The organism is Roseateles sp. P5_E1, assembly GCF_054049335.1.
Window position 1 is genome coordinate 1 of the sequence record NZ_JBFUMN010000094.1, and the last position, 11,565, is coordinate 11,565.

Consider the following 11,565-nt stretch of genomic DNA (forward strand, 5'->3'; position numbering starts at 1 on the left):
TCGCGCCGACAGCGTCGCTGTCCAAGGCCGTCATCGTCACCTTCGACGAAACGCAGGCTGGCACCATGGGCACTATCATCGCGGGCACGATCGCGGGCCTGGCAGCCGCCGGCAAGTCGGTCGCGGCGATGACGCTCTACGGCCTGATCCAGCAGAAGCTGGCCGCGGCCCTGGGCATCCCGGCCAACTTCGTGCCGGCGTCCGAGATCGTCAAGCGCCTGAACCCGTTTGCAGACCCGACGACGGCCGTTGCGCCGCCTGTCAACAACCCCTGGATCAAGCATGTCGACAGCGACGCCCAGGGCTATGCCGTCGTGTCACTCAGCAAGACCGAGTTGATCTGCACGTTCAAGAAGATGGCACGCCAGGTCGGCGGCACGGCGCCGGCGTCGCCGGTGGCCGCCGTCAGGACGGTTCGCGTCGCCGCTGGCGTGACGGATGTGAGCGTGATGGCCGGACTCTGACGCGGCTGTCCGCACGAATCAGAACGCCCGGCAATGCCGGGCGTTTTCTTTTGCCGCGCCACGCAGATGGGCACCTGTGAGGCGTGCTTAGACTCCCGCATGCCTCTCTACCGCGTTCTGGTCATCGGCGGCTACGGCTTCTTCGGGCGCCGTCTCGTTGAACGGCTGGCCCGCAGCCCCGGCCTGCACCTCATCGTGGCGGGTCGGTCCGCCGCACAAGGCCTGGCCCTGGTGGATGCGCTGCGCGGGGCGGCGCGCGCGCAACTGAGCTGCGCCACGCTCGATGCGGATGCACCGGCTTTCGCCGACGACCTCAAAGCGCTGGCGCCTGACATCACCGTGCACACCTCGGGCCCGTTCCAGGGCCAGCGGTATCACGTCGCTCAAGCCTGCATGGCCGCTGGCGCGCACTACATCGATCTGGCTGACGGCCGGGATTTCGTGGTCGGCATCAGCAGCCTGAACCAGGCCGCGCTGGACCGTGGCCTGAGCATCATCAGCGGCGCGAGTTCCGTGCCTGCCCTGTCCGATGCAGCAGCTCGCCATCTGGCGCAGGGACTCACCCGCGTCGACCACATCGACATCGGCATCAGCCCGGGCAACCGTACCGAACGAGGCCTGGCCACGGTGCGCGCCATCCTGAGCTACTGCGGCAAGGCCCTGCCGGCCGTGGACCACCGTCCCAGCTTTGGCTGGAGTGGGAGCCGGCGTCACCTTTATCCCGTGCCGGTCGGGAACCGGCTGCTGTCGCCTTGTGACGTGCCTGACCTCGCGCTGCTGCCCAAGCGCCATGCCGGCTGCCCGACGATCAGCTTCGGCGCCGGCCTCGAATTACCGCTCCTGCACCGAGGCATGAACGCCCTGGCGCTGCTGGCCCGGGTCGGCATCGTCAAGGACTGGTCGGCTCATGCGGTGGCCCTGAAGTGGCTCGGCGACCGGTTCAGCGGCCTGGGGTCGAACGCGGGCGCCATGCATGTCTGTGTCAGCGGGGAAACTGCTGAAGGCATCAGGCGCAGTCGCACCTGGCATTTGGTTGCTACTCACGGCGATGGCCCCTTCGTCCCGACGCTGGCCGCTGCGGCGCTGATCCGCAAACTGCAGCACGGCGACGCATCGCTCGCAGGCGCCCAGCCCTGTGTGGGCCTGCTGTCGCTGCAGGACTTCGCACGAGAATCCGAAGGCCTGCGCATCGACATGAACGAATCGCCCAGCATCGACGCCCTGAGCCTCTACGAACGCGTGCTGGGCGCCAGCTATTCACAACTGCCAATGGCGGTGCAGCGCTTCCATCGGCTCGCGGGGCACACCGTCTTGAACGGCTGGGTGCAGACACAGGCGCCGAGTTCGCTGCCGGCCCGGCTGCTGGCCTTCTGCCTTGGGACGCCACGCCGTGCCAGCAGCGGCCCGCTCAGCTTCGAGCTCGACGCCAGCGCGGAGGCCGAACGTTGGACGCGCCACTTCCCGACGCGGACCATGACATCACGAATGCGGCTGGTGGCCGGCAAGATCCAGGAGAAGCTCGGGGCTGCCCGGCTGACTTTTGGCTTGAGCGTTGCCGATGGCCGGCTGAGGATGGAGCTTGAAGGCCTGCGTTTCATGGGCCTACCGTGCCCGCGATGGCTGATGCCGCAGGTGGTGGCCGAGGAAACCGGCAAGGACGATCAGCTGCACTTCCGCGTCGCCGCCGGTCTGCCGCTGCTGGGCACCGTCGCGGCCTATGACGGCCATCTCGAACTCGGTCCGGCGCAGGCCACTTCATGATCATCGTGTTCGATGCCCAGTGCCTGCTCTGCAACGGCTGGGTGCAGTTCATCCTGCGGCATGACAGCAAGGCCCGCTTGCGCTTTGCTTCCATCCAGGGCGCCGCGGGGCGGAGTCTGCTGGCCGCAGAGGGGCTGGTGCCCGAAGGCCTGCAGACATTGCTGCTCGTCGATGGCCCTCGCGCGTGGCAGCACACGGCAGCCATATTTCGCGTGCTGCATGCGCTGGGCTGGCCCTGGCGCCTGGCCTGGATCGCATGGCTGATCCCGTCCATCGTCCGAGATCCGTTGTACCGCCTGGTCGCCAGGAACCGCTACCGGCTGTTCGGGCGCTCGGCCGTCTGCATCCGCCCGCAGCCTGAGCATGCGGCCAGATTCCTCGACTAAAAAACGCCCGCAGTGCCGGGCGTTTTTTCTAGAGCGGTTCGGAACGCTTATTCGCCCAGGTAGGCGGCGCGCACCTTCGGATCGTTCAGCAAGGCCTTGCCCTCGCCCTCCATCGTCACCTCGCCCGACTCCATCACATAGCCGCGGTTGGCCAGTTGCAGCGCGCGGCTGGCGTTCTGCTCGACGAGCAGGATGGTGACGCCCTGCTGGTGGATGTCGTTCACGACCTCGAAGATCTTGTCCACCATGATGGGCGAAAGGCCCATGGACGGCTCGTCCAGCAGCAGCACCTTGGGGCGGGCCATCAGCGCGCGGCCCATGGCCAGCATCTGCTGCTCGCCGCCGGACATCGTGCCGGCCAGCTGCTTGGCGCGCTCCTTCAGGCGCGGGAACAGGCCGAAGACCTTGTCCATGTCCGCCTGAATCTCGCCATCCTTGCGGTTGTAGGCGCCCATCTGCAGGTTCTCGGTGATGGTCATGCGCGTGAAGGTGCCACGGCCCTCCGGCACCATGACCAGGCCCTGCTTGGCCAGGTCCCAGGCGCCTTGACCCTTGATGGGCTTGCCGAGGTATTCGACGCTGCCAGCGGCCACCGGCTGCAGGCCGGTGATGGCCTTCAGCGTCGTCGTCTTGCCGGCGCCGTTGGCGCCGATCAGCGACACCAGTTCGCCCTCGCGCACTTCGAAGCTGACGCCCTTGACGGCCTGGATGCCGCCGTAGGCGACCTTCAAGCCAGAAACCTTGAGCAGGGTTGCTGCCATACCTATCACTCCAAATCGTGCGTTGACCAAGCGGCACCCGTGGAACTGGCTTTGCCAGGCCACTGGGTGCGCCCCCTTGAGGGGGAGCGCGAAGCGCTACGGGGGTGGGTCATCCTTAGTGGTTCTTGTGACCGGCGCCGAGGTAGGCCTCGATCACCTTTTCGTTGCGCTGCACGTCGTAAGGCGTGCCTTCGGCGATCTGCTTGCCGTAGTCCAGCACCGTCACGCGGTCGCACAGGCCCATGACCAGCTTCACGTCGTGCTCGATGAGCAGGATGGTGCGGCCGTCGTTGCGGATGCGGTCGATCAGCTCGCGCAGCACGACCTTCTCGGTCGCGTTCATGCCCGCGGCGGGTTCGTCCAGCGCGATCAGCTGCGGGTCGGTGGCCAGGGCCCGGGCGATCTCCAGACGGCGCTGGTCGCCATAGCTCAGCGTGCGGGCCTTGTAGTCTGCGTACTTGCCGATGCCGACATAGTCCAGCAGCTCCTGGGCGCGCGCCTTGATGGCGGCCTCCTCGGCCTTGAACTTGGGCGTGCGGAACACCGCGCCGATCAGGCCGGACTTGGTGCGGATGTGGCGGCCAACCATCACGTTCTCGATCGCAGTCATGTCGGCGAAGAGGCGGATGTTCTGGAAGGTGCGCGCGATGCCGGCCTTGGCCACCTGGTGCACGGCCTGCGGCGTGTAGGGCGTGCCGCCGAGCGAGAAGCTGCCGCCGTCCGGCACGTACAGGCCCGTGATGACGTTGAAGAAGGTCGTCTTGCCGGCGCCGTTGGGGCCGATGAGGCCGTACACCTGGCCGCGCTGGATCTGGATGCCGACGTCGGACAGGGCCTGCACGCCGCCGAAGCGCTTGGATGCGCCGCTGACGTTGAGAACGATGTTGTCGTGTTTGCTCATGTTGGTGTCCTCCCTCACTTCGCGGCAGGCGGGGCGACCTTGCCGTGCTCGGGCGCCGGCCACAGGCCGCGCGGGCGGGCCAGCATGATGCCGATCATGGCCAGGGCCACCAGCAACTGGCGCAGGATGGAGGCGTCGAGGCGACCGTCAGTCATCTGCTGCAGCGGGCCGGCGACGTAGCGCAGTACCTCGGGTAGGGCCGACAGCATCAGCGCGCCAAGGATGACGCCAGGGATGTGGCCGATGCCACCCAGCACGACCATCGCGACGATCATGACCGACTCCTGCAGGCTGAAGGACTCGGGCGACACGAAGCCCTGGAAGCTCGCGAACATCGCGCCCGACACGCCGCCGAAAGTGGCGCCCATGCCGAAGGCCAGCAGCTTCAGGTTGCGGGTGTTGATGCCCATGGCCTTGGCGGCGATCTCGTCCTCACGGATGGCCATCCAGGCGCGGCCGATGCGGGAGTTTTCCAGGCGGTAGCAGACCACCACGCCGCCCACCACGAGGGCCAGGAAGAGGTAGTAGTACAGCGTCACCGACGGCAGCGTGAAGCCGAACACCTCCCAGGACTTGCCCAGGTCCACGCCGAAGACGTGGAAGGAGTCGATCTGGCCGATGCCGCGCGGGCCGTTGGTGATGTTGACCGGGTACTCAAGGTTGTTCAGGAAGACGCGGATGATTTCGCCGAAGCCCAGCGTGACGATGGCGAGATAGTCGCCGCGCAGCTTCAGCGTTGGCGCCCCCAGCATCACGCCGAAGAAGGCTGCCAGCGCCGCTCCGGCCGGGATGACCAGCCACAGCGGCGAATGCAGGCCCGTCGGGAACGCGGCCTGGATGGCCTCGAAGTTCTCGCTCAGGTGCGGGCTGGACATCAGCGCGAACATGTAGGCGCCGACCGCGTAGAAAGCGACGTAGCCCAGGTCCAGCAGGCCGGCATAGCCAACGACGATGTTCAGCCCCAGCGCCAGCAGCACGTAGAGCAGCGCCAGGTCGATGATGCGGACCGGACCATTGCCGAGCTGCTGTGCGAACAACGGCACAACGAGCAGGCCGATGGCGGCCGCGAGGAAGGTGAAGATTTTCTTGGTGTCCATGTCTTGTCTCCCTTCAGGCGCGATCGGCCACACGCTCGCCGAGCAGGCCCGAGGGGCGCAGCGTCAGCACGAGGATCAGGGCGACGAAGGCGAAGATGTCGGCGTAGTGGCTGCCCAGCACGCCACCGGTCAGGTCGCCCAGGTAGCCTGCGCCGATGGCCTCGATGAGGCCGAGCAGCACGCCGCCCACCACCGCGCCGGCCAGGTTGCCGATGCCGCCCAGCACCGCGGCCGTGAAGGCCTTCAGCCCGGGCATGAAGCCCATGGTGTGCTGCACGGTGCCGTAGTTGGCCGCCCACATCAGGCCGGCCACTGCGGCGAGCGCAGCGCCGATGACGAAGGTGGTGGAGATGATGAAGTCGGGCTTCACGCCCATCAAGCCGGCCACGCGCGGGTTCTCGGCGGTGGCGCGCATCGCGCGGCCCAGCTTGGTGTAGTTCACCAGGTACATCAGGCCGGCCAGGATGCAGACCGTCAGGCCCAGGATCAGGCATTGCGTGACGGTGATGACGGGGCCGCCCAGGTCGAACGGCGTGGTGGGCAGCAGCAGCGGGAAGGGCTTGGGGTTCGGCTTCCAGATGATCATCGCCAGCACCTGCAGCAGCAGCGACATGCCCATGGCGGTGATCAGCGGCGCCAGGCGCGGCGCGTTGCGCAGCGGCCGGTAGGCGATCTTCTCGACTGCGTAGTTCAACGTCGCGCAGACGACGATGGCGGCGGCCAGGCCGATCAGCATCAGCAGCCAGCCGGGAATGCCGGAATCCGCCAGCAGCGTGACCAGCGTCCAGCTGACCATGGCGCCCACCATCAGGATCTCGCCGTGGGCGAAATTGATGAGGTTGATGATGCCGTAGACCATCGTGTAGCCCAGGGCGACGAGGGCATACATGCTCCCCAGCACCAGGCCGTTGATGATCTGTTGAATCAGAGTCTCCATGAGGGCTCCAGGAATAATTGTTGGGGCGCAGCATGCGCCAAGCGACCCGGGATAAATCGCAACCCTCGTGCCAATCAAGACGTTTCAAGGGTATTCACCGACGGTATGAAACCCTCGACCGTTTGATCCGTCCCCAGAGGGTGACCCTGGTCAGATTTCACGAGTGTCGACCAGCAAAAACTGGGCGGAAATCCGCACAAACCGCAGCGACTGCGAGCGGTTCTCCGCCAGCGTCGAAAAAACTGCTGCAGGCGCTGTCGTGCGCGCCATCGCATGGGCAAACTACACGGCCCTGCCATGGTTGTGACTGCCTCTCTTCGCCCGCGCGCGCTGCGCCTCCTCCGCCTGCTGAGCCGGCCGGGCTTCCATCTCTTCCTGACAGGCTTGCTGATGGTGCTCGGCTTCGTGCTCGCGCACCGCATCAGTGAACGCAGCGGCCGCGAGCAGTTGTCGGCACTCAGCACCGAGCGGCTGGAGCTCTATGCCTCCAACCTTGCTGCCGAGCTGGGCCGACACGCCTCCCTGCCCAGCTTGCTGGCCATCGCGCCGACGCTGCAGGCCCTGATGCAGGCGCCGGGCGACGAAGCGACCCGCCGGGCCGCCAGCCAGATGCTGGCCCGCGTCAATGTGCGCGCCGGCACCCACCAGATCTTTGTCGCCGACGCCAAGGGCCAGGTCTTGTCGGCCAGCGAAGCGCTGACGCCGCCGGCGCGGCTGGCCGAGGCCCTCGCCCAGGGCCGCACCCACTTCTTTGCCGCCGATGCCAACACCGGCAGCACCGACTTCTATCTGCTGCACCCGCTGCGCGGGGCCAGCCAGGTGTCATCGGCGGGAGCGGGTGATATCCCGCTCCGGGGCGTCATCGTCGTGCGCTTCAACCTCGCGCCACTGGAAGCGACGTGGATCGACCTCGGCCTGCGCTCGCAGAACGAACGCATCCTCATCGCTGACGATCAGGACGTCGTCATCATGAGCTCCGTGCAGGCCTGGAAGTACGCCGTGCTGGGCCACGCCGACCCGTCGCGCCGCCAGGCCCTGCAAGCCAGTGCGCGCTACCCGCAGGCCATCGGTCCCAACCTGGACCTGCCGGCTTCGCTGGAGGTGCACCAGGGCCAGCAAGTCAGCCTGCCTTTGCCCGGTGCCAAGCCCATGCTGGCGCAGCAGCGCCAGATCGTGCCGCTGGGCCTGCGCCTGGTCGCTCTGTCGGACCTGACCGAGGTGCGCCAGCGCGCCCAGCTCGCGGCCTGGGGCGGTGCGGCGTTTGGCGCCAGCATCGGCCTGCTCGTGCTCTATCTGTCATCGCGCCGGCGCGCGCTGCGCCAGCTCACCAAAGCGCAAACGGAGCTGCAGCAGGCCCACGCCCTGCTCGAACAACTGGTGGACAGCCGCACCGCCGAGCTGCGCCAGACCAACGACGCGCTGAAGACCCAGATCGCCCAGCGCCTGCAGACCGAGGGCGAACTGCTGCAGGCCAGCAAGCTCGCCGTGCTGGGCCAGATGTCTGCCGGGCTGTCGCACGAGGTCAACCAACCGCTGACCGCACTGCGCGCGCTGGCGCGCAACTCGATTCGGCTGTTGGAAGCCGGCCGCCAGGACGCGGTAGCGACCAATCTGCAGCTGATGGACGACATGGTCGAACGCATGAGCCAGATCACGCGCCAGCTGAAGAGTTTTGCCCGCAAGGCCGACGAGCAGGTCACGGGCGCCGTGGCGCTGCTGGACAGCGTGCGCAACGCCCTGCTGCTGCTGGAGCACCGCAGTCGCGCGCTGCACGTGCAGGCCGAGATCGACGTGCCCGCCGGCCTGCGCGTGCGCGCCGAAGCCAACCGGCTGGAGCAGGTGCTGGTCAACCTCTTCGGCAATGCCATCGACGCAATGCAGCAGGAGACCGAGCGCCGTCTGCTTGTGCGGGCCACCGCACAGGACGGCGGGCGGCGTGTACTCGTGCAGGTGCAGGACAGTGGCGCCGGCGTCGGCGACGAGCAGCTGCCGCATCTCTTCGAGCCCTTCTTCACCACCAAGCCCGCCGGCGAAGGCCTGGGACTGGGCCTGGTGATTTCAGCCAAGATCGTGAATGAGTTCGGCGGCACGCTGCGTGCCCAACGCCTGGAGCACGGCATGAGTTTCGAGTTCGACCTTGCCGTCGAAACCTGGGCGGCAGTACCGGAGATGAAAGATGTTTGAAGGCTACAAGGTCGTGTTCGTCGAGGACGACCTGCCGGTGCGGGTCAGCCTCACGCAGACGCTGGAGCTGGAGGGCTTTGCCGTGCAACCTTGCCGCACGGCCGAGGAAGCCCTGCCCCACATCCAGCCCGGCGCACCCATCATCGTCATCACCGACGTGCGCCTGCCCGGCATGGATGGCCGCGCGCTGCTGGCCCATGTGCAGGCCACCGACGCGAGCATTCCCACCATCCTCATCACGGCCCACGGCGACGTGACCATGGCCGTGCAGTCCATGCGTGCCGGCGCCTACGACTTCATCGAAAAGCCCTTCGCGCCCGAGCGCCTGCTGGACGTGGCCCGCCGCGCCCTGGACCTGCGCACGCTGCGCCACTCGGCCGACGAGCTGCGCACGCAGCTGCAGCGCGCCAGCGGCATCGAGGCCGCGCTGCTGGGACAGTCTCCGGCCATGCAGCAGCTGCGCCGCCAGGTGCTGAATCTGGCCGGCACCTCGGCAGATGTGCTGATCGTCGGCGAGACCGGCACCGGCAAGGAGCTGGTGGCGCGCTGCCTGCACGACCAGAGCGCGCGCCGCGACCGCCATTTCGTTGCCATCAACTGCGGCGGCCTGCCCGAGGCGCTGTTCGAGAGCGAATTGTTCGGCCACGAGCCGGGCTCGTTCACGTCAGCCGCCAAGCGCCGCATTGGCAAGATCGAGCATGCCAACGGCGGCACACTGCTGCTGGACGAGATCGAGACCATGCCGATCGCGCTGCAGATCAAGCTGCTGCGCGTGCTGCAGGAGCGACGCATCGAGCGCCTGGGCTCCAACGAGGAGCTGCCGATCAACGTGCGCTTCATCGCCGCCAGCAAGTCGGACCTGCGCGAGCAGGCCGCCAAGAACGAGTTTCGCAGCGACCTTTATTACCGACTCAACATCGCCACGTTGACGCTGCCGCCGCTGCGCGAGCGCCGCGAGGACGTCCCGCTGCTGTTCCAGCACTTTGTCGTGCAAGCCTGTGCGCGCTACGAGCGTGCCGCGCCCGAGTTGATGCCCGAGAAGCTGCGCGAGCTGATGGCCCACGACTGGCCGGGCAATGTGCGCGAGATCCGCAACGCGGCCGACCGCTTCGTGCTTGCGCTTGACGACCTCGACCCCCAGGCCGCGCTGCAGGCCGTGCCGGCGCTCAACCTGGCGCGCCAGATGGACCTGGTCGAGAAGACGCTGATCGAGCAGGCCTTGCGCCGCTGCCACGGCAAGGTGCCCGCCGCGATGGAGCTGCTGGGCACGCCGCGCAAGACGCTGTACGACAAGCTGAACCGGCACGGCATCGTGCTGGACGACTTCCGCTAGCGATACTTCTCGGGATCCGGCGAGTCGGTCGGGTTCGCAATGACGCGGCGGAAGGCTGCACTCATCGGCAGCTTCAGGTTCAGCCCCTGCGACGGCAGCGGCGACTCGAACCAGCGGCGGTAGATCGCGTGGATCTCGCCGCTGCGGTAGAGGCCGGCCAGCACCTCATCCACCAACGCCTTGAACTGCGGATCATTCTTGCGCAGGCCGATGGCATAAGGCTCCACGGTCAGGGCCTGGTCGGAGATGCGGTAGTCGTCCGCGCCAGGGCCCTGCTGGGCCAGCAGCGCGCGCAGCAGCACGTCGTCCATCAGGAAGGCCGAGGCGCGGCCGCTGCGCAGCAGCTGGAAGCCTTCAGGGTCGTCCAGTCCGCCGAGGATGCGGATGCCCAAGCCCTGCTGGTCGTTGGCCTTGGCCAGATGCTGGATGCTGGTCGTGCCGATGGTGGACGCTACGGCCAAGCCGCGCAGGTCGGTCAGGCCCTGCACGCGCTCGGCGGCACGCGTCATCAGCCGAGTCTCGGCGATGAAGATGGTCAGCGAGAAGGCCTGCTGGCGCGCCCGCTCGGCGGTGTGCGTCGTGATGCCGCATTCCAGGTCCAGCGTGCCGTTGATGACCAGCGGCATGCGGGTGGCCGAAGCGACTTCGACGCGACGTACTTCGAGGTCGGGCAACTGCAGCTTGGTCCGCACCGCAGCGACGATGCGGTCGCAGAGCTCGACCGTGTAGCCGGTGGGGCGCAACTGGGCGTCGAGATAGGAGAAAGGCAGGGATGCCGGCCGGTAGCCGATGACGATGACGCCGGTGTCGCGCACCCGCGTGAGCGTCGGGCCGTCGGCCGCGTGTGCAGCCAAGGCGCACAGCGCGAGCAGGGCCGCGCTAAGTCGCTTCATCATCCAGGCGGCGCAGCTCGGCCAGCTTGTCGGCAATGCGCAGTTCCAGCCCGCGCGGCACGGGTTCGTACCAGCGCTGGCCTTCCAGCCCGTCTGGCAGGTATTGCTCGCCGGCCGCATAGCCATTGGGCTCGTCATGCGCGTAGCGATAGGCCTTGCCATAGCCCAAATCCTTCATCAGCCGCGTCGGCGCATTGCGCAGATGCTCGGGCACCGGCCGCGTCTGGTCCTGCTTGATGAAAGCCTTGACCGCGTTGAAGGCCTTGTAGACGGCATTGGATTTGGGCGCGATGGCGAGGTAGACGACCGCCTCGGCCAAGGCCAGCTCGCCCTCGGGCGTGCCCAGGCGCTCGTAGGTGTCGGCCGCGTCCAGCGTGATGCGCAGCGCGCGCGGGTCGGCCAGGCCGATGTCCTCGCTGGCCATGCGGATCAGCCTGCGCGCGATGTAGCGGGCGTCGACGCCGCCATCCACCATGCGCACGAACCAGTACAGCGCCGCATCGGGATTGCTGCCACGAACCGACTTGTGCAGGGCGCTGATGACGTCGTAGAACTGGTCGCCACCCTTGTCGTAGCGGCGCAGCTGTTCGCCGAGGGTCCGCTCCAGCAGTGCTTCGTCGATGCGGGCGCCATTGGCGAGCGACGCGGCGGACTCCAGGGCGTTCAGCAGCCGGCGCGCATCGCCGTCAGCGTAGCCAATCAGTCGGTCGGCGGCTTCCTTCGTCGGCGCCTCGACACCGAGCTCCCTGGCGCCACGTTCGATCAGCTCCTGCAGCTCGCTCGCGTCCAGGCTCTTCAGCACCTGCACCTGGGCGCGCGACAGCAGCGCCGAGTTGACTTCGAAGCTG

9 protein-coding genes and 3 pseudogenes are annotated in these 11,565 nt (G+C 67.4%); 6 read left to right on the forward strand and 6 right to left on the reverse strand.

The features are described 5' to 3' along the window. The 4 genes and pseudogenes from ACXJKJ_RS29330 to ACXJKJ_RS29345 all read left to right on the forward strand — a co-directional run. Positions 1 to 464: pseudogene (locus ACXJKJ_RS29330) on the forward strand (hypothetical protein); the annotation flags it as partial. Positions 465 to 563: 99 nt separating this feature from the next. Further along, a pseudogene (locus tag ACXJKJ_RS29335) lies at positions 564 to 1,676 on the forward strand (saccharopine dehydrogenase NADP-binding domain-containing protein); the annotation flags it as partial. A 63-nt stretch (positions 1,677 to 1,739) separates the two neighbouring features. Continuing rightward, positions 1,740 to 2,225 (forward strand): annotated as a pseudogene (locus ACXJKJ_RS29340) (DUF4166 domain-containing protein); the annotation flags it as partial. Beyond that, positions 2,222 to 2,611, forward strand: coding sequence for a thiol-disulfide oxidoreductase DCC family protein (locus ACXJKJ_RS29345; protein ID WP_457394700.1), 390 nt, complete (start codon positions 2,222 to 2,224; stop codon positions 2,609 to 2,611). The pseudogene ACXJKJ_RS29340 and the gene ACXJKJ_RS29345, both read left to right, overlap by 4 nt. Positions 2,612 to 2,658: 47 nt before the next feature. Here the strand turns inward: ACXJKJ_RS29345 and ACXJKJ_RS29350 are convergent, their stop codons facing one another. The 4 genes from ACXJKJ_RS29350 to ACXJKJ_RS29365 form a co-directional block, all read right to left on the reverse strand. Next, positions 2,659 to 3,372 carry an ABC transporter ATP-binding protein gene (locus ACXJKJ_RS29350; RefSeq protein WP_457394703.1) on the reverse strand — a complete coding sequence of 238 codons (714 nt, stop codon included), beginning with the start codon at positions 3,370 to 3,372 and terminating at the stop codon, positions 2,659 to 2,661. 115 nt (positions 3,373 to 3,487) lie between these two features. Further along, positions 3,488 to 4,273: an ABC transporter ATP-binding protein gene (locus ACXJKJ_RS29355; protein ID WP_056196261.1), complete on the reverse strand. Its 786-nt coding sequence runs from the start codon at positions 4,271 to 4,273 to the stop codon at positions 3,488 to 3,490. A 14-nt stretch (positions 4,274 to 4,287) separates the two neighbouring features. Continuing rightward, positions 4,288 to 5,370 carry a branched-chain amino acid ABC transporter permease gene (locus tag ACXJKJ_RS29360; protein ID WP_056196259.1) on the reverse strand — a complete coding sequence of 361 codons (1,083 nt, stop codon included), beginning with the start codon at positions 5,368 to 5,370 and terminating at the stop codon, positions 4,288 to 4,290. A 13-nt stretch (positions 5,371 to 5,383) separates the two neighbouring features. Next, positions 5,384 to 6,307: a branched-chain amino acid ABC transporter permease gene (locus tag ACXJKJ_RS29365; protein ID WP_056196256.1), complete on the reverse strand. Its 924-nt coding sequence runs from the start codon at positions 6,305 to 6,307 to the stop codon at positions 5,384 to 5,386. A 297-nt stretch (positions 6,308 to 6,604) separates the two neighbouring features. On the opposite strand from ACXJKJ_RS29365, the gene ACXJKJ_RS29370 reads away from it, so the two are divergent. Continuing rightward, entirely contained in the window at positions 6,605 to 8,491 is a 1,887-nt protein-coding gene (locus ACXJKJ_RS29370; RefSeq protein WP_457394706.1) for a sensor histidine kinase, read from the forward strand. Next, entirely contained in the window at positions 8,484 to 9,824 is a 1,341-nt protein-coding gene (locus ACXJKJ_RS29375; RefSeq protein ID WP_457394709.1) for a sigma-54-dependent transcriptional regulator, read from the forward strand. The genes ACXJKJ_RS29370 and ACXJKJ_RS29375 overlap by 8 nt, the downstream gene beginning before the upstream one ends. Here ACXJKJ_RS29375 and ACXJKJ_RS29380 read toward each other — a convergent pair. After that, positions 9,821 to 10,720: an amino acid ABC transporter substrate-binding protein gene (locus tag ACXJKJ_RS29380; protein WP_457394713.1), complete on the reverse strand. Its 900-nt coding sequence runs from the start codon at positions 10,718 to 10,720 to the stop codon at positions 9,821 to 9,823. The two genes, ACXJKJ_RS29375 and ACXJKJ_RS29380, sit on opposite strands and share 4 nt — an antisense overlap. Then, positions 10,704 to 11,565: AAA family ATPase (locus ACXJKJ_RS29385; protein WP_457394715.1), on the reverse strand; the 862-nt coding region annotated here is incomplete at its 5' end. The genes ACXJKJ_RS29380 and ACXJKJ_RS29385, both read right to left, overlap by 17 nt.

What these genes read in the sequence shown, in the direction of transcription:
- ACXJKJ_RS29375 (WP_457394709.1), top strand. Translation starts at nt 8,484, where the DNA reads ATGTTTGAAGGCTACAAGGTCGTGTTCGTCGAGGACGACCTGCCGGTG.
- ACXJKJ_RS29360 (WP_056196259.1), bottom strand. Translation starts at nt 5,370, where the DNA reads ATGGACACCAAGAAAATCTTCACCTTCCTCGCGGCCGCCATCGGCCTG.
- ACXJKJ_RS29355 (WP_056196261.1), bottom strand. Translation starts at nt 4,273, where the DNA reads ATGAGCAAACACGACAACATCGTTCTCAACGTCAGCGGCGCATCCAAG.
- ACXJKJ_RS29380 (WP_457394713.1), bottom strand. Translation starts at nt 10,720, where the DNA reads ATGATGAAGCGACTTAGCGCGGCCCTGCTCGCGCTGTGCGCCTTGGCT.
- ACXJKJ_RS29350 (WP_457394703.1), bottom strand. Translation starts at nt 3,372, where the DNA reads ATGGCAGCAACCCTGCTCAAGGTTTCTGGCTTGAAGGTCGCCTACGGC.
- ACXJKJ_RS29370 (WP_457394706.1), top strand. Translation starts at nt 6,605, where the DNA reads ATGGTTGTGACTGCCTCTCTTCGCCCGCGCGCGCTGCGCCTCCTCCGC.
- ACXJKJ_RS29345 (WP_457394700.1), top strand. Translation starts at nt 2,222, where the DNA reads ATGATCATCGTGTTCGATGCCCAGTGCCTGCTCTGCAACGGCTGGGTG.
- ACXJKJ_RS29365 (WP_056196256.1), bottom strand. Translation starts at nt 6,307, where the DNA reads ATGGAGACTCTGATTCAACAGATCATCAACGGCCTGGTGCTGGGGAGC.